This window comes from Hymenobacter actinosclerus (genome assembly GCF_900111515.1).
GTDB classification, from domain to species: domain Bacteria; phylum Bacteroidota; class Bacteroidia; order Cytophagales; family Hymenobacteraceae; genus Hymenobacter; species Hymenobacter actinosclerus.
Window position 1 is genome coordinate 118,526 of the sequence record NZ_FOHS01000005.1, and the last position, 18,926, is coordinate 137,451.

The 18,926-nt window shown below is 53.8% G+C and carries 10 protein-coding genes; 4 read left to right on the forward strand and 6 right to left on the reverse strand.

What is annotated here, in order from left to right; translation table 11 throughout:
- Positions 1-433 precede the first annotated feature (433 nt).
- Positions 434-4,309, reverse strand: a complete 3,876-nt coding sequence (locus BMY67_RS16575; RefSeq protein WP_092773737.1) for a UvrD-helicase domain-containing protein — start codon at positions 4,307-4,309, stop codon at positions 434-436.
- Positions 4,309-8,451, reverse strand: coding sequence for a DEAD/DEAH box helicase (locus BMY67_RS16580; RefSeq protein ID WP_092773739.1), 4,143 nt, complete (start codon positions 8,449-8,451; stop codon positions 4,309-4,311). The genes BMY67_RS16575 and BMY67_RS16580 overlap by 1 nt, the downstream gene beginning before the upstream one ends.
- A 779-nt stretch (positions 8,452-9,230) precedes the next feature.
- On the opposite strand from BMY67_RS16580, the gene BMY67_RS16585 reads away from it, so the two are divergent.
- From BMY67_RS16585 to BMY67_RS16600, 4 genes are all read left to right on the forward strand, one after another.
- Positions 9,231-10,457: a DNA/RNA helicase domain-containing protein gene (locus BMY67_RS16585; RefSeq protein WP_092773741.1), complete on the forward strand. Its 1,227-nt coding sequence runs from the start codon at positions 9,231-9,233 to the stop codon at positions 10,455-10,457.
- 4 nt (positions 10,458-10,461) lie between these two features.
- Positions 10,462-10,773, forward strand: coding sequence for a nucleotide pyrophosphohydrolase (locus tag BMY67_RS16590; protein WP_218144627.1), 312 nt, complete (start codon positions 10,462-10,464; stop codon positions 10,771-10,773).
- An 89-nt stretch (positions 10,774-10,862) separates the two neighbouring features.
- Positions 10,863-12,611 (forward strand): McrB family protein, encoded by a 1,749-nt coding sequence (locus tag BMY67_RS16595; protein WP_177189893.1) that lies wholly within the window; start codon positions 10,863-10,865, stop codon positions 12,609-12,611.
- A gap of 26 nt (positions 12,612-12,637) precedes the next feature.
- Positions 12,638-14,077 (forward strand): McrC family protein, encoded by a 1,440-nt coding sequence (locus BMY67_RS16600; RefSeq protein WP_092773747.1) that lies wholly within the window; start codon positions 12,638-12,640, stop codon positions 14,075-14,077.
- A gap of 23 nt (positions 14,078-14,100) precedes the next feature.
- Here the strand turns inward: BMY67_RS16600 and BMY67_RS16605 are convergent, their stop codons facing one another.
- The 4 genes from BMY67_RS16605 to BMY67_RS16620 form a co-directional block, all read right to left on the reverse strand.
- A complete protein-coding gene (locus BMY67_RS16605) occupies positions 14,101-14,634 on the reverse strand; it encodes a hypothetical protein (RefSeq protein WP_092773749.1) in 534 nt (177 codons plus the stop codon).
- Positions 14,635-14,726: 92 nt separating this feature from the next.
- Positions 14,727-15,374: a hypothetical protein gene (locus BMY67_RS16610; RefSeq protein WP_092773751.1), complete on the reverse strand. Its 648-nt coding sequence runs from the start codon at positions 15,372-15,374 to the stop codon at positions 14,727-14,729.
- A gap of 88 nt (positions 15,375-15,462) precedes the next feature.
- Positions 15,463-15,891, reverse strand: a complete 429-nt coding sequence (locus BMY67_RS16615) for a hypothetical protein (protein WP_092773753.1) — start codon at positions 15,889-15,891, stop codon at positions 15,463-15,465.
- Positions 15,892-16,030: 139 nt separating this feature from the next.
- Entirely contained in the window at positions 16,031-18,922 is a 2,892-nt protein-coding gene (locus tag BMY67_RS16620; protein ID WP_092773755.1) for a DEAD/DEAH box helicase, read from the reverse strand.
- Positions 18,923-18,926: the final 4 nt, after the last annotated feature.

Here is an 18,926-nt window from a genome sequence, read left to right on the forward strand (position 1 = left end):
CCTCACTAGCTGGATGAAAGTCAAAAAGTGTGATAGAGTCCAGCTCAGACCAGCAAATCTATCTTTTAATCGATTATTAGGCAATTCCATCGTGCTTTAAAGGGTTTGAGAAATCAGGCTGAGGTGGTCAGGTGAAACAAAAGAGAGTTAGTTGCTACCTTCCCAAACCGATGGAGAACGCCCCCACCTTCAAACGGCAGCGCTATGATGCGGCCTTCCGCGCCGAAGCTGGGGTAAGCTAGCTAAAATGGCCAGTGAGAAGTCTTAACCTCTACTGCCCATGACGTAGAAACTGAATCTTGGTGGGTTGCGCGCCGCCCGCAAGAAATACATGCCTGCTTAAAAGCCGGCGTGCGAGCGCCAGGTGGCAGCCGGTGCCCGATAAGCAGGCGTAACCTGCGTCTAGGTCGCTATAATTGCATTTAAAGCGGCCTCACTCTTTGTAATAACCTGCAAAATCAACGAGATAGATGTGGCCGCGGGTAACGGCACTCTGCCCCCAATTCTTGAGCGTATAACTGCTTTGATTCTTCTCATCATACTGCTGTGAAGCGTTGTGAGTATAGTAGCTTATGCCTGAGACCGCAAGGCCCAACAATTGATCTACCTGCGGCTCCTTCTCAAATGCACCCGTTTTCAGTTGTCCGACCTGCCAGCCGTTACACCATAGTTGCCATTCCGCCCAGGAGTTATCCCTAAAGGACCTATGAATCTTTACCAGTTTCACCTGGTCGCCGATTTTAATCTTGTCCCGGATAAACTGATATGTCCGCTCTTCCCGGGCACCCCAGGAAATAAACAACTTATCGAGGCCCGGCTTGACAATCCGGCCCAGACGCTGTTCCTTATTGGCTAACTGATATGCCCGGCTATCCAATATGGCTGCTTCCCGGTCGTACTGAATGACAGTCAGCCGGTACCGGGCCCTAGTATAGGCCACGTAGAGCAGGCGCCGTTCCTCCTCCGCTATCTGGAGTAGATTGAGTACGGGCTCACCGTTGCGATCAGTCGCAAAATCAGCGAAAGACGGGGGTATCAGTACCGCATCAAACTCGAGTCCTTTCACTTTGTGCATGGTCGTAAGCACCACTTCTCGCCGTGAGTGGCCCGGTACCAGCTCCGGCATATGCTTCTCGTAAAGCTTCATGAAGTGGCCATCATCCCGACTGGCCATATCGTCGATGAAATCCAGCAGATCCTGATTCGTAGCGTCATCCTCTTGCTCTACCCGAAACTCGCGTACCAGGCAATGCACTAAATGCATCAGGTACTCATCCCACACGCCGGCAAAGCGCAGCAGTGTTTGCTGCTTAATAGCGGTGAAATCCTGCAGGTAGTTGGGGCCAAGGAGCGCTGCTGGATTTTGCTGGTAAGGCTCGAGCAGATGCTGAAATTCACGCGAGCTTACGGGGGAACTAGAAGATCCCTGGATGCGCAGGGCTACGTCGGATGGAAGCTTACGGGCTTGCAGTTCATTGAAAGCGCGGAATACTTCGTCGTTGGAGCGCAGCATGACGGCTACCTGCTGGTAGTGTTTGCCCGGCTCGTACTCGGGTTCGTCGAGCAGGTCGTCAAGCTTTATCTTCCAATCGACCCTACTTTCTCGAAATGTGAGCAACTCACAGTAGTTTGAGCGGAAAGCAGGCTGCCGAACTGGCTTCAGGGGGGGGATCGAAAATCGGTCTGGGTTGTTGACCAACAACTGGGCAGCAGCCGTAAGAATGTCAGGGTAGGAGCGGTAATTGTTGCTCAGATAGTGTTTTTTAGGCTGATATAGCTCTTCGAATTCCGCGTAGTAAGGGTATGGGTCTATCGCACCTCCTTCCGCCACACGTTCGTACCCGTAAATGCTTTGGTTGGGATCGCCGATTACGCACAGCTTTACTGCGTCAGCTGGAGCGATTGTTTTGAGCATTGCCAGGCGTTCGCCCGTTATATCCTGAAACTCGTCCACGAATACATACTCAACTGGGCCTAGTTGCTGACGGATCAACCGTGGGTTTTGAGCCAGTGCGCGCGCCAACCGGGGCACCCACTGGCTGAACTCTACGCCCTCCAGCTCTCCTTGCAAGCAGCGGCGGCATAATCCGTGGAAAGTGTATATGTGCAGTCGTTTGATGAGCTGCCCATAGCCGAGGGCTCTAAAGAGCGTAGTAAGCCGATCTTTAAGCTCCACCACCACTGCCCGGTTGTAAGCCAGTACCAGGATCTGATCAGGCTGGATATTATTCTTCTGAATTAGCCGGGCAACGCGCAGCGTGAGCGTATGCGTCTTGCCGCTGCCCGGGCCAGCAATCACCTGCAGGTTGTCACCAAGCGGGGCATCGTATACTTGCCGCTGCTCGGCGCTGAGCTTTTCTTCCGCATCCTTTAACGCCTCCTGTCGGAAGGCCCTTAGCATTGGATGGTGAGCACCCGAGTCCAGATGGTCTGCAAGTAGGCCCACTAAATCAGCGCTACGCTCACAGGCAAAGTATTGCTTGATAAAGGCGTCTTGCTTTGAATGGCTCATCCCTGAGAGGCACTCCAACGCCAGCAAGCGGAGTTTTTTAATCTCAGCCCCTTCTAAAAACTGCTGATGCGTCTGGAAATCCGGCGACGATGGATCCTCATAGTCGGGAGCAGCTGCTTCAAGTAAAAACATTTCTATGCCCATAGGCATAAAGCTGCCGCTACCCTTCAAGTAACCTAGGGCTCTAGCTAAAAACAGCAAGTTGTCAAGGTAATCCACCCCAGCTTCTTCCAGCTCCAAATCCACCACCATCGTGGCGTAATTGAAGGTGTGCATCCCAGTGAGGGCTTGAGTGGTTACATATAGTAACAGTTTCAGTAGCCGCTGCTTAAGCTCTGCCAGGGGCTTGCGCCAGAGGGAATCGTGACGGTTACCGTTGTAAATTAGCTGCGTGACGCCCGGCTCACTCCGGTCGCGTACATTCATGATGGATTGTAGCCGCATATTAGGCAGCAACCGGACTAGCTTGAGCGCGAATTTGGCCCGCTTTTCTCGCCAGTCCGCCAGCAAATCTTTGGCGGCCATTTTTGGTTCAACCGGCTTGCCTTTCTTGAGCGGGGTCCAATAAATATGCTCTGGCCTTAGGCGTTCAGCCGCTACTTCTTTCACTAGCCGGTCCAGCTCATTGCCGTCCAGGCTGCGCTGCGTCTGCGGCGTAATTGGCGCCAGCAGGCGCTCGGCCAGCAAAAACACAGCCTCCACCAGAGGCAACTCCCGTCCCTGCCACTGCGATTGCTCCCAGGCCTCGAGCTCCACTTGCCGCAGCTGCGTTAATTCCAGGTGTAGATTCCGGTCAATGGAGATGGCCTTAATTTTCTGGGCTAGAAATAGAAACTTAAACAGCTCAGTATGACGGCTTTTGCCGGTGAGTGATTTGAGCTCATCCATCGGCATACTGACGGCAGAGGCTTCCCGGTACTTCGACGCGTGTAGGTGAGCAACAAAATGCTGCATCTGAGTCCGCTCCGACTCCTCTTTTATTTTCAGATAGTTAGGTTTTTCCAGCAGCAGTAATGGCAGGAAAGAAGGAGTGAACAGCCCGAGCCGAATGCGTCCTAATAGCTCCAGCCAGTGCAGCGCCAGCCGGAACCGGACGTCGTCCTCATCCTTTTCACCCGCATCGCGCTGCCACAAATCCAGCGGCAGCGCCAATGGTTCATGCCTTAGCGTATCCAAGTCCCGGTACTTCTGCGCATACTGGTGAATCAGCTGCTGCGTCTTGAGCACGTATTCCCAGCTCAAAGCGGATTTGTGCTGTAAATCGCGGAGCACTTGAAAATCCCGACTGGCCATCACGCACACGGCCTGGATGGGATGGGCTTCGGAGAACCCGGCAGACTCCAGCGAGGCCCGGTTACGGCCTGCCCGACCTACTTCCTGTAGGAAGTCTTCAAAAGCGGAGGAAGGGCCCAAATGGTAGACATAGTGGATATTTTTGATATCCATTCCCATACCAAATGCCTTGGTTGCCACCAGTATTACCGTTTCACCAGATTGATACGCTGAATACTTGCGCTCGCGATCAAATCCATCCAACCCAGCATGGAAATAGTCAATCTGATCAGCCCAGGGTAGCCCTGCTTCGGTGGCCAGCTCACTAAGCTGCTGAACGGCTTCTTCAGCTCGGCGGCGAGTCCGCACAAAAACCAGAACTCGGCTCACGCTCGAATCAAAGGTCTTGTCCTGCAAGCTGCGCACAACCGTCTCGGCCTGCTGCACTTCTTCTTTGACCCGCTCAAAGCTCATGCGGATATGCTCCCGCACCGGGTTGTAGGCTAATTCTCCTAAGCGCTCCATTACACAAATAGCTCGGTAAACTCCTGATAGATCTTTTCTGAAACAGTGGCCGAAAATAAGAGCACTGGAAACCGGCGTGGGCAACCCTCCCTAAAACGCTGGACGGCTTTGCCCGAATACAGGTAATCCGGCCGGAACTCGTGCCCCCACTGTGAGATGCAGTGTGCTTCATCATACACCGCGTACTCCAGGCCTTGGTCGTTATTGAAACGCTGTAAAAAAGCCTTATTAAACGCCCCGCTCCGGAAGCGCTCCGGGGTGATGAATAGCAGGGAAATTTCCCCGCCCGCCAGTCGGCGATAAATTTGCGGTAGCTCATCCCGCTTGTCCTGGTTGATGTATTCCACACTGCTGTAAAAGCCCAGCTTCCAGAGCGCATTAACTTGGTCTTCCATCAACGCCTTGAGCGGCGTTATGACAATGGTCAACCGGTTAGTAAAGGCGCTGCGGTACAGGGCAGGGGCCTGAAACAGCAGTGATTTGCCTCCACCAGTTGGCAGTGAGACAAGCAAGTCTGTTTGGGCGGGTAAAATTTTATTCAGGTAAGGTTCTTGGATATTATACCAGGGATGGCCGTCAAGAAATACGTTGCTCAGCAGCTCTTTAGCCTTTTCCAAATCCAGCGAAAAGTCTTGTTCTGGCCGAACGCTTAACAGTACCTGGTCAATTGTTTGTGCGGCCGCCAAGTATTCTTCTTCGTTTGCCCAGGGGGCATCAGTGAAGTACTTGTGCATTTGCCAAGATTGCTCCAGAGCGGGGAAGTCCCCTAGGCGAGGATCCAGCAGCCAGAGGTGATTTTTTTCGTGGTTATCCAGCAAAAGAGACCGGAGTTGTTGCACTAGGGGCTGTTGCAGCTTAAGCAGAAAGAATAAGTCGCGTTCCAGGACGTCCTCCACGCTACTGCCCTCGGGCGAGCTTTTTTTGGTTGAACTGACTGTTTCACTTCCTTCTACATCTCGGGCCTGTAGCCGAGCCCGATCAAATAAGCGCGAGCCCCGCGCAAGAAAGTAGTTTTCAAGCAGGTTGAAGCTTTCCAGAATTAACTGAATCGGCCCCAAGTAATTCGCTTCAAGTATCGTCGTCGCCTGACTTATCGGCACAATTAGGAGCCGCCGGCCCGAGCCCTGCTGGTGTAATAACTCCAGGCGCCGCCCCAGCCCGACTTTTCGTTGAGGAATGTAAAAACCCTGACCCCGAAAGTAGGCTTCCACTGGCTCGACTTCTTCTGCCCGCTGCAGCAGTAATATTAGGGGGGCTGAGCTGTTACGCTGCAGAATTTCCTTGACCAGGATGGCTTGCAATAGCCAATAGCGGGAACGATAGATAGTTTCCGGATTGAACGGCGTAATTCCTAGTCGTCGTTGTAGCGGCAGCTGAGCCAGGCCCAACCAAGTAACTTGCTGACGCGGAAACGAGCGTTCCGTTCCGCTGATCACGTGCACCTGCGCCGCCGTAAGGGATGTGAGTAGCAGCTCCCAATCAAAGCTGCCCCAGATGCGAAACTGCCCGTACAAATGCTTTTCCAGCCATAAGTTGCTGTAGCCAGCGGGGACTACTGCGCCCAGCTCGGCCGCCTGGTCTGGCCGGAGGGCTACAAAGCTTTGGCCACCTGAAAATTTGATCCAGGCAGGACGGGTGGCGGGGCTTTTTAATACATCGGCCGTGGTGAGCTCACGCAATAGGAGCTTACGGCCCAGGGTGATCAGGTCCGGCTCCAGCACGAGTACTTCAACATCTGGTTGTCCTTGTAAGTAGGCTAATTGCACCAGTAGCTGCTCAGCACTCAAGCAGACCCGCGAGCCCGCCTGCCACGAAGGAGTCACCGGCAGCGGATGGCACTTGCCAAAGTCCACAATCTGCTGCAGGCGTAGCCGGAACGCCGGAATCATATTGGCCGCAACTGGGGGAATGTGGGCTTGCTGGCAGTAGTGGAAGAAGCGTTCCGCAATGACCCGTTCGGCCGGATAGTCTACCAGCTGGTCCAGTAATGGTTGCGCTAGTAGCTCCCGATAGAGAGCGGGGGTGAATTCTGATGCCCAAAACCGCACGCCAGGTTCAGCCCGCAGCTCGCCCCATAATTCGGTCGGTGTTAGCACTAGCGTAAGAGCGGCAGTGCTGTTCGCCAATTGCTGCTGGACAAGTAGTTGACGCGAGGAGGGCTGCGGCTGCGGCCGCAGGTAACCAGCCGCTTCGTCCCGCAAGTCAATTATGGTCACCCAGGGCTCTAGTGGTTGCGTCCGCAAACGGGTCAAAGTCGCGATTACTGCGGGGCCAAATAAAGGAGCCAAGTCCTCCCACTCAGCCGCAGGCAGTAAGATCACTCGCTTCACCTGGGTCAGGAAAAGTTTGAGCGCAATTTGCGCATCGGCCTGAGCCTGGTGGGCAGTGCGCAAGGCCAGCACCCGCCAATCCAAGCTTAAGGCCATCTCAACCGCGAGCGTATCCCACAAACAGGCTGCTGGCAACTCCACGTCGTGCCCGGCCAATACCGGAGCGTCGAAATGAACGATATTGTGCCCTACCAGCAAGTGGGACTCGCCATCGCTCACTCGGCTGCGAAGCTGCTGCATTATCTCTTCTACCGCCGTATCTCCCTGGCCCACGTACCAAGACCCCGGTCGGCCCCAGGCAATTTCATTGATGACTTCGCGGTCGCTTTCCAAATCAATTCCCAGCGCGCAGAAAGCAGAAAGCAGCTGCTCATCCCGGCCCGCCCGCACCCTTTCCAGCAGTTGAGAGTCGCTAGCCAGCGTTAACCACTGGCTTACGCCAACCAACTCCTCATCCGTCAAATTTGCTGCTACCTTGTCCTGCGCAGTCAACGGTAGGCTGCTGAACTGCTCTAGCGCCACTTGCCGCGGAAAAGCGTAGTACTGCTCGTCTTCCAGCCATAATTCTAGGTGCGTAGTTGCCGGAAGAGCTTCAAAGAGTTCTTGCTCAAAATGTTGAGCCGAATCTCCAATAACAGTTCGGGAAATATCAAAGCGCTGCCGAATCGTGCCCGGATCGTTTGCACTGCCCGCCTGCTGGAGCCATAGAACCACCAACTCATCGTACACGGTGGGATATAGATCCGCCAAATAGCTCTTAATCTTAGCTAGTTCAGCACTCAGCGCATCATGGCTATGCTGCGATAGGTAGGCGAGGCAAAGTGCGGGTAACGTATGCTGCGTATTTCTCCACCACCCCGTGATAGACTCCGTGGCCGCTAACAAGTGGGCCATTGGGGTGACAACTGTTGGGTGAGCGTTCAGGGGAGAATAGCGATAGAGCCATAATTGCCAGGCATAAAATGGTGTCGAAAGCCCAAGAATCGTTTGCACTGCCTCAGCAGAAAAGGCCGGTACAAATTGGGTGATTTTAGCTAGCTTTTGAGCCGCCGCATTCCATGTGGCAGTATCATTTATGGCTTCTGTCCGCCCTAACAGCTCTTGCGCAGTAGCGGCCCGTGCCTCCTCCGGTAGTATGCTAAGCAAGGACAACAGCGTGCCCTCCTCAAAATGCCGTTGAGCCTGATGTGCCAAGGGCAAATTTTGGGTGAGCAAACAAGCCCAGACCACTTGCTGCGTACCTGGCTTGCGTTGGCTAGGGCCTTCGGCAAACAGGACCCAATCATTCACTTTTGGCAACGTTCCTAAGACGGAGAAATGCCAAAAAATCTCCTCGCGCGTCCCCGCTTTCTGAAGGAAACCGAAGCCCTTTTCTTCGACTACATCGATTATCTGACCTAAACGCAGCTCGTCATCGGCGGGCTGTTTTGGTAGTGCTCTCTTGGGTTTATTACCACGATTCTGAGTGGTCGTCGTTGGCCGCTGCCTTGGTAGGGATGTGGGTAGAGCTTCAGCTACAGTAGCCGTTGGAGTGGCATCTGCTAGAATACGCGAATCTGACAACAACTCGAGGTTGATACTGCGCTTGCTAATTGAGGACTTGGATTCATCCTGCACAAACGCTACAAGCTCCTCCAGCGGGGCAACGCCCTTAGCTTGGGTGCGACCTAGCTCATAGTTTAATATTGTTAACCAATTATCAGGAGCTGTCTTTACGTATTTTAGTTGGACTTTAATGTTATGCTTAGCTAAAATATCACTCAGCTGCTTGGGGTCGATTTTATAGTGTTGGTAGACTTTTGCAAGCTGCATACAAAGATTGCTTGGGTAAAAATGAGCAAAACATTAAGGAAATCGAAGATAGAGTGTTTTTTAGCCCTTTCTTCCATAAGTACAGCAATGCGTGAAAGAGTAGGAGCTAAGTAGTTTGTAGACATATTTCTAGATTATTCCCGGTTGAATAACTGAACTGGTGGCTGATACCCGGATAAAATGCACCAGCTACAGTGCCTAAGGATAATTATAATTCACAAACGGCCGATGAATGGGTGCAGGGCCGGCAAGTGGAAGTTGGTTAACCTGTAAGCCGTCATCAGCCAGGTGTGGAGTTATGCTCCGCGAAATCCTTGTTCACAATCAGTTCTTTATTTATGAAAACAAGCCTGCGCCAGCGCATACTATGCAAGGGTTGAGGAGGAGCAGATCAAAAAACGAGCGTGCCTCTTTGGTGTGCAGCTTGCTAAGCATTGGCATAAGAGCAGTAGGAGGTCAAGCTTTGAATTCGGCAATTTGCTACGCCTGTTTGCCCTGGCCTCGATGTCCGCTCCCTGATTATGTCTGCCTCACAATCCTGAGTGTGTATCGGTCAACGCCAGGGCACTCGTCCGGGCTCGCACGGGGCATAAATTAACTGAGGCACGGCTTGGTAAAGGCCCCTCCATTCCGGGCGTGTTTTTCAGTATCTGGTTTATCTTCGGGCCGGCCATCGACGGTAATTCTTTTGCGGCTCTGCTGTCTTGCCATTTCATGAATCTATTCGTTCAGGCGATTTAGATTAAAAACCTAAAATACAGTTACTTATATCTTTTTCAATGATTGTTTACCAGAAAACCAAGTCCCAATTCCTTGACGATGTCCTATCCAACTCTATTGAAGAAATCATCCAGGTCCTGGTCCTAAAAAAGCTAGGCCGCAAAACCGGCCAGTCTGAAATCAACTCCTGGCGCAACTCCATGCTCTACATGGACAAGGTGCTCAGCGACGCCCAGATTCCTGATGACAGCGGCGTGAGCATCGAGTACCAGCTGCCCCACGCCGGCATGCGCATTGACTTCGTGCTCACGGGCCAGGATGAGCAGGGCATCGACAAAGCCATCATCATTGAGCTAAAGCAGTGGTCCGAGTCCACCGCCACCGACAAAGACGGCGTGGTGGCCACCTACCTGGGCAAAGGAATCCAGGAAGTAAACCACCCGTCCTACCAGTCCTGGTCCTACGCCGCCTACCTAGAAGGCTTCAACGAAACCGTGTACACGGACGGCATCCAGCTGCTGCCCTGCGCCTACCTGCACAACCACCCCGACAACGGCGTGCTCACCAGTGGACACTATGCTGATTACGTAGCTAAGGCCCCGCTCTTTCTCAAGAGTGATGCCCTGAAGCTGCGCGAGTTTATCCGTCAGCACGTCAAGCACGGCGACAAGACGGGCATCATGTACCGCATCGAGGGCGGGCGCATCCGTCCCTCCAAGCAGTTGGCCGACTCCCTCGTCTCCATGATGAAGGGCAAGCAGGAGTTTATTCTGCTCGACGAGCAGAAGGTGGTTTACGAAACGGCCCGCAAGCTGGCGGCCAAATCCGCCGACGCGAAGAAGCACGTGCTCATCGTCCACGGTGGCCCCGGCACCGGCAAAACAGTAGTGGCCATTAACCTACTGGTTAATCTCACCAAACAGGGCCTGGTAGCCAAGTACGTGAGCAAGAACGCCGCTCCGCGGGCCGTGTATAAAAGTAAGCTCACGGGCTCCATGCGCGGAACTCACATTGACTCGCTCTTCGTCGGCTCCGGCGTGTTCACCGAGACGCCCGAGAACACCTTCGACGCGCTCATCGTCGATGAGGCCCACCGCCTCAACGAAAAGTCCGGCTTGTTTAGCAACTTGGGCGTCAGCCAGCCCCTGGAAGTTATCCGCGCCGCCCGCTTCAGCGTGTTCTTTCTAGACGAAGATCAGCGCATCGCCGTGCAGGACGTGGGCAGTGAGGAAGAAATCCGTAAGTGGGCCGGGCAGCAGGGGGCCGAGGTGCACGTGCTTAGTTGAAGAGTTGCTCCAGCAGCTTCGCCAGTTTCGTGACGAGCGGGACTGGGCCCAGTTCCACAACTCCAAGGATCTGGCTCTGGCTCTGAGTATTGAGGCCTCCGAGCTCAACGAAGTCTTCCTGTGGAAAAAGGCCGAGGACGCTGACCCCGTCCGGGTCCGCGAGGAGCTGGCCGACGTGCTGCTCTACGCCTTCCAGCTGGCTGACAAGTACGGCTGGGACATCCCCCAGCTTATGCAGGAGAAGATAGATCGAAACGCAGAGAAGTATCCTGCCGATAAAGCGCGTAGCAGCTCGGCTAAATACGATAAGCTCTAATAGAGTAGTGTAGCTTGCTATCCTAAGATTCGGTAATCAATATGACCAACTTGTTGGAGCTACATGGGCGTCCCATCTATAAGGTATCCATGGGACGCTTCAATAAAAACGCAGCTGGGCGGCAGCTGTTAGACGCTTTTCGGGAAAAAGGATGGCTCGTAGTCAACAAGCACTGTCCGGATAACCAGGGGCAGCTGTTCATGACGGGCATCCAGAATGGGGATTACGTCTATTCCTGCGCCGGTTCCGTGCAGTTATGGGGGATATACCGCGTCGAGCAGGACTGGGCCGATTTGCCGGTTGAGCTAGCGGACTTGATTACGGATTCCAAAAATTGGATTTACCGTCAAGCAAAGATCATCGCCGTTCCTGTCCGGGAGGATCTGCAAGGCCTCAATAAACATTTAAGTTGGTGGGCCCCGAGTGGCTACCGCACAGTGGCTTTAGTGAATAATCTAACTAAAGCTAACGTGGACTTATTTGAACCCTACTTTGCGCTGCAACTCGTGCCCGGCACCCGTACAAAACCAATTATTCAACCTATGATTAGCGCCCGATTCCCTAATCCAAACATCATCTTGTACGGCCCGCCGGGTACTGGAAAGACTCGGTCTACTCTCGAGTTAGCCTACGAAATCCTGACTGGCAAACAGGATTACAGCTACGCTGATGCTCAAAAGCTATTCCAGGAGGAGTTAGGTAATCGGCTGGAGTTTGTCACGTTCCATCAGAGCTTCACTTACGAGGACTTCGTTCAAGGTTTTCGACCGAAGGTGATCAAAGGGCAGATGGTGTTTGAGAAGTCTGACGGGGTTTTTTACCGCATAGCCCAGCGTGCTCGCCAAGAAATGATTTCTGGGCATAGCAAGGCCAAATCTTCTAAAGTTGAGGCCCAAGAGCTCATATTCACTCCAGATCAACCACTATTAACACCTTTTGAACAGGCACTCCATCAGTTAGTTAAAGGGCCAAAAGATTCCAATGGGTATGTCTTTGTATCAAGAGAAAATGCCAAATTTCCAGTCACGGTAGACTTTGTGTCACGAACCGTAAGTTTTCGTCGAGGACTCAAGCAGAAAGCAAAACAAGATAAAAACGTAAGCTTTACAACACTTAATCGCTGGTACAATGATCAATCAAATGTACCCAATCCTAATGGCACTCAGTTATATTACCAGTACATAGCAAAGCGCTTACGAGAGTTATCAAAACAGCCGGATAACACTTCGCCCGCCACAACTATCTCTGATTTTGAGCAGAGCGAAAGCGAGCAACAAAATACCATCCAGAACTACGTCCTGATCATTGATGAAATCAACCGGGCGAACATTGCGCGGGTTTTTGGCGAGCTGATCACCCTACTAGAAAAGGACAAGCGCCTGGGGGGCTCTAATACGCTGCCTGTCACCCTGCCTTCAGGAGAACAGGGCTTCACGGTACCGGCTAACCTGTACCTGATTGGCACCATGAATACGGCCGATCGGAGCCTGGCCCTGCTCGACATTGCCTTGCGACGGCGCTTTGAGTTTCGGCCACTATATCCGCGTTACGATGTGTTCGGCAAGATGAAGGATGACCGGAAGGACACTTTACAAAAGCTCAACGCCGAAATTGTCCGTCAGAAGTCTCGGGACTTCCAAATCGGCCACGCCTACTTTCTCGACCCCGAAGAAAGTCTGGAATCCATCTTCAATGGCAAGGTCATTCCGCTCCTTTACGAGTACTTCCTCAATGACGAGCCCAAAGTACAGGCCCTGCTTCGGACGGCGGGCGTCACCACCCACGTTGACCAGAGTGTAGGTCTGCGCTATGGTCCTGCGGGCCCAGCCACTCGCTGAGTAGTTGACTAGCCGCTGATTAGTCGATGGATCACTACCTCTATGAATACCGAAATCACTTGCCCCTGGCTGAACTGCCGCCAGGGCTAGAGGCATACCTGCAGACTATCTGGGAACGGCGCCCTCGCACTGCGGGCCTGTTTGGGGTGGATAGCTCCAGGAGCACCCGGCAGCGCTATCTCGAATTTTCGGTTGACGCGCAGGGCCACCGTACTGTTCGGGCCCGCAATTATGTCGGTCTTATCCAGTACCAGGGCCATCGTCTTCACCTACTGCCCAAGGTGTTCTATGAGAGTAACAGCTATCCTGCGGCCGGCAGCCTAGAGGCTATTCATGCACATCTCTACTGGTGGCTAAGCTATTCGGTGCGCTTGCAGTTTCCCCGCTCGCTGGCCAGCTTTTCCCAGGTATCGGCGGATTGGCTGGAGCTATTGGTCTTGTTGTTTGCTCAGTACACGCACGAGCTACTCAGCCGCAGCCAGTACCAGTACTACCAGCAGGTAGAACAGGAGCTAAATACGCTGCGAGGGCGGCTCAATTTTATTGACTATGTGCGTAACCGCTCGGTTGGGCGTCAGCACGTGCTGCCCTGCACGTTCGATTCCTTTCAGCCCGATAATCAGTTCAACCGCATCCTCAAAGACGTAGTCAGCCGCCTGCGGCTTTTTACTCGTCATAGTCCAAGCCGGCAGCTGCTCGAAGACATTAGCTTTCTGCTTGCCGAGGTAAGCGATCAGCCCGCCAGCCTGGCTGACTGCGATCAGGTGCAGTTACCGCCTTTATTTGCTGACTTCAACTTGGTGCTGACTTACTGTCGATTTTTTCTGGCCAGCCACAGCCCCTTAGCTAGCACTGACGCCAAAGAGCAAGTATTTGCGCTGCTGCTGCCCACTGAGAAAGTGTTCGAAGACTTTATCGGTGGTTTTCTGCAGCAGCACTTTCAGTCCAGTTTTCAAATCACTGCGCAGGCCAGCGATCTGTACTTAGCCCGCCAAATGCAAGCTACCGCGAACAGTAAGCCTGCGCTGCGTTTCAAGCTGCAGCATGATATTCTGCTGCGACCGTGGGGTAAGGGTAGCTTGACATTAGGTGGGCCAATCGTGATTGACTGCAAATACAAAACCTGGAAACTGGTTGAGGGAGCGCTTGATCAGAAAGGGATTTCGCAGGCGGATATGTACCAGTTGGTGTCTTACGCCATCCGGCGGGGCAGCAAGCAGAATTACTTGTTCTACCCCGATTCCCTGTCCGATCCAGCCACTGATGCGACTACCAACCACTTAGAATTCGAAGTGACGGACAGCCTAGCAAATACCTCGCTCTCCATTACGGCCCTACGACTTCCAGTGGTAGCACCCAGCACCTTTCTATCTCCCGGCAATGCGGCAGCTGACTTTATGGAATTGGAGCGGGAGCTTATCAGTCGACTCGAACAAATGTTGAAAGTTGTGCCTGCGGGCAGCTGATACCAAGCCTTACGCAGCTTGTGCTACAGGAGCGAATTCAACATCAGACTTTCTCTTTCATCTTGGCTATCATAGACTTTACCGTATCGACCAATCAACCCCTTCGTCGTTAACATCCGCCGGCTGGTTATCGGCTGATCATGCGCGAGCTGTTCTTGGCCATTGCTGCGCAGCTCATCTAGTGTGAGCCACCCCAACCGGTGCACCTGGTAGGCCACATTCAACTCAATGAGGATAAACTCATCCCAGCCATCTTTCAACCGGGTAGTGCTACCGCTCTTATTTTCCGCGGTAATGAGCTTAACCGATACTGCTCTTGGCTGCCCACCCGGCATTGTAGCCAGCAGGTCCGTTACGGCATGATTTAACGCAGCGTGCTTGACCACTTGCCGCCCCTGGAGTTGAAGAAACTGCGCGGCGATCATCTCTCCGATTCGCCCTACGATACTGTCATTGCCCGCCAGCTCAGGATACTGCGCCGCTTGGACAAGGAACTGCGCCCGCGTCTGCAGGTAAGAATGCGCAAGTCCTTTTAGAATGGTGTAATCCGTGGCCATGAAGTCGTGCTTTAATTGCTTCTCGTTGAGGATGTTTTTACTGCAGCTTGCAGCTCAACAGCCAGGAGTCAAATTAGTGAAGCTCAGTCTGCCTATGTACTGGTGTGCTTTGCAAGCCGTTGACGCCAGGCGGCGGCTAGTGCCAGGGCGATAGGCTTGAACTCTTCAACGTCGAATTCGTCCGTCTTGGCATTGTTACACCAGTAGCAGCACAGGGCCACGTTACCAGCTTCGTACCCATGCTGGGGATCGCGGCAGTCAAATTCGAAGCTGCGCCCGCGGGTGCGGAGTCGTTTGGTGCGCACTATACCCAGCGCAATCAAGCGGCGAAACTCGCTTTCTTTAAGCTCGCAGTATTCGCAGGCAAGCTCCCCAGCTTGGGTGCTAATGAGCTGCTGAAAATCTGTTAGGCTCAGGCAATGGTGCTGGTCATGGATGGTCCGCAGCTCAGCCTCCAGCACGGGGTTTGTCACCCGCCACTGCCGGATGGCTTTATCCAAGTCCTGGACTGTTCTAGAGTGGGCGAAGGGTTCCCGCAGATTGGGCGCCTGCTCCGCCCGCAGGTAGGCAGCCCGCAGCTCTGCAGTCGATTCAAACTTTTTGTAGGTGGCCAGGTTAGCGCCCCCAAGCTGGCTGTCCCCGTCTAGCAAATAGATAGCCGTTAGGTACAGATCCAGGTGGCGCTCAAAGCTGCGGCGGCGCAGGGCCTTATAACGTGGGGGGAGGGACTCAGTAGCCATGGCTAAAAGATAGGGGATGAGGTCAAACTAACGAACCAGCACTATTATGAAAGCTTATAGGCGATGCTCGATGCGGATGACGACAATCTTATTCCTCGTCGATATAAATTATATGAATCGAAGGGTTTTGCGGATATACTTCGAACATGACTCGTAGGCCGTTGACTAGCAGAGTGTAAATCGTCTGATCATTGGACGTAATCTGCTCGGCTTTGAAAAGCTGCGGATCGGCCGCCAGCGAAGCAAAGGTTTCATTGAGCAGTTGCTGACCGATCCGTTCACAATCCGCATTTGTCACCCCGTTAAATAACCAGACGCCAAAGGCCCTGCCAGCTACCTTTCTCCAACCTAGCTTCTGTAACTGGTGGTAACGAGCGATGATGGATGGCCAGTTGGTTTTATCGGGAGCGCTAGACTCCCCCCAATACTGGATGTCTACAAAGGGCAGCTCCTGCAGTAATCCGCGCAGCATCCCGGCTTTTTCAGCGTTGGTGATAGTAAGGTTAACCGTGATCATAGAGTGGGGCTAGGGTAGTGGAGGTGGGTAATGACTGGCGGGTAAGCTTCGCGGTTGAGCTACTTTTTAGGCCTCAGTAACTGATCATAGCAACGGGGTAGAGGCCAAGCCAAGTGGTTGCTTAAAGTCAAAGGCTGGGCTAATCAGGTAGACTTTCAGTAGTTAAGTAGCGGTACATGGTCTCTTCAACGGGATGGTTCATCTTAAAGTGAACCTTGACTACGGGGACCGTGGCGCCATTTACGGGCATGGATGATTGCGTTAAATCAAGCGGCGTGACGTCTCCCATATAGTAGAAATCCAGCCCTTCGGTGTCACTTTTCTTAATGAATAAGAGCATTCGAAGTCCTGTCACGGGCGCCTGCTGGATGGCTTGAATCTCGGCGCTTTCCAGCTTGCGCCTGGACCGGGACATCCATTGAAACTCGGAGTTATTAAGAAAGCCGTCCTCGTAGTTGGTGCTCTGCGCAATGTCATCGGCCTTATGGTAGGTGACAAACAGCGGACAGCTACCGTCTTTGACTTTGTAGCCGTTGACTGTGGCCGTTTCGTCCAGCTCCCAGTTCAGAATGCGGCACACGTCGCGCCGCGAGTACTTCTGGTAAAGGAAAAACCCTTCCACGAAAGCAGAGGCGTTGGCTTTATAGCGGGCCCGCGCGTAGTGCAACGCATCGAGCAAGTAAGCGCGAAAAAGTGGGGTTGCCACTGTTAGAGCGAACGCGGGATGCAGGGCAAACTCACCTCCGTCAAAGATGACTACGGGCTGGGGATCCCGGACAAAATCAAAATTCAAGTTGCGCGCGCACGAAGCCCAGGTAGCAGCGCTGGCCTGGTGGCCATAAGTGGCAAGCAGCAGCTTATTGACCTGCGCCGTGGACACGACGGCGTGCTCCAGCAGCAGTTCCAGCAGCTCGACTTCCTCGATGCGCTTGCCATTGGCAATATAGGTGCAGATAAGGGCGAGCAACTTCGTTTGCGGGGGCGTTAGGGCCGCTGCCAGTTCAGGCTCGATGCTGGCCGCAAAGTTGAAGTAGGACCCAAAGGGTTTGTTGTTGCGCTTCGTAGTCACAAACAGCCAGGGGTCGCGGCCGCTGTGAGCTAAAAAGTCCATCATCCAGGGCGCGCGCGCCAGCTTGAACTTAAGCAGCCGGTACTCCTGCGCTAAATCCCGGTAGAGATTTAACCTAGCCCCGTCAATGGAGGCATAAATTCGATCGAGGGCAATGCGATCAAAGTTAACGGTCGATGTGCCCGGCAGCAAGCTGCTGCCCCCGGCCAGCAGCTTACGCAGCGTGTCCTTGTTGTAGGAAGTGTCGCCAAACAGGGCGATGGGCACCAGGTAGTTGTTTTGGTAGTTGCCAATGAAGTCGAGCACCGTCAGGTAGTGCTTGCCTGGGGCTTTGCGCAGCCCGCGGCCCAGCTGCTGAACAAAGACAATGGCCGACTGCGTGGGCCGGAGCATGATGACTTGGTTGACGCGCGGAATGTCAATGCCCTCGTTGAAAATGTCAACCGTGAACACGTAATCCAGCGCAGTGCCAGGCTCGTCGCTTTCCAAGCCATCAATCGCCTGCTGGCGCTGCGCATCACTGCTCTCACCCGTGAGGGCCACGCTGCGCAGGCCCCGCGCATTGAATGCGTCGGCCAGCGCTTTGCTTTCTGCTATGCTGCGGCAGAACACCAGCCCCCGCACTCGGCCTTCGTCACAGCCGTAAAGCTGGGCCTGCGCGAGGATGTGGCTGACGCGCTGCTCGGCAACTAGAAAGGAAAAGTCAGCCGTTTCAGTGACCAGCTGCCCATCCACCATTAAATCGGTGATGCCGAAGTAATGAAAAGGGCAGAGCATCTCTTCTTCCAGCGCGCGCTGCAGGCGAATCTCGTAGGCGATGTTGTGGTCGAAGTGTTGGTAAATATCGTGCCCATCGGTGCGTTCCGGAGTGGCTGTCATACCCAGCAAAAAGCGGGGCTGAAAGTGGGCCAGAATACGCTGGTAACCGCTGGCGCCCGAACGATGGGTTTCGTCGATAACCAGGTAGTCGAACTCCGTGGGGCTGAAGTGCTGTAGATGATGGGCGAGCGAGAGGGTCTGAATGGTGCAGAACAAGAAATCAGGCGTAGTCTCCAACTGATTGCCCGAGTACAGGCCCATGGTGCGCGTGCCTTGGAACACCCGCTCAAAAGTGGTCAGGGCCGCTTGGGCAATTGTCAGGCGGTGCACCACGAACAACAGACGCCGCGGGGCTAGCTGGAGCGCATCAAAAGCGGAGAGGTAGGTTTTACCCGTACCAGTGGCCGAAATGAGCAAGGCCTTGCGCTCGCCCGCCGCGCGTAGAGATTGCAGGTTAGCGAGCGCTTCCCGCTGCATGGCATTGGGCTCAGGTGCTACGGTGGGAAAGAGTTGCTGCTGCTGCAGAGCTTGCTGCCGGCTGGCCAGTGTGCGCGCCTGGTAAATCGGCTCGTAGTGCGCCAGAAAGGCTTCGTCAACCACCTGGGCCCGCGCGAATTCGGTTTCAAATTCCGCCCGGACGAGGGGCAGGAGTTCACCGTGCTCACTGGCGCTGACTTGCAGGTTCCACTCCTTGTTGACTTTGAGGGCGCCGGCCGTTAAGTTGCTGCTGCCGATGAGTAAGTCATACAGGCCCGCTGGCTTTTGGAATAAGTAGCCCTTGGCGTGAAAATTCCCCTTGGTGGCAATTCTCAGCGTGATGTTGGAAAGCTGCAACAAGGCCCGCAAAGCTGCCGGCTGGGTAAAGTTCAAATACTGGGACACCAGTACCTGCCCCCGGACTTGACGCTGCTCCAACTCGAGCAGGGTACTAAGCAGCGTCATCACGCCGCTCTTGGTGGCAAAGGCCACGGTCAGCCAGAACGAATCACACTCCTGCAAGTGCTGCAAAACAGTGCTGAGCACGGTCACTGCGCGGACCTTGTCGTTGACAAGTAGTTTGGGTGCCAGTTGCGAGCTGCCTGGCGCGGTAAGATCAACAAACCCCCGGGTGAGGCTGGCCATTAAGTCAGTAGTGGTTGCCATGAAG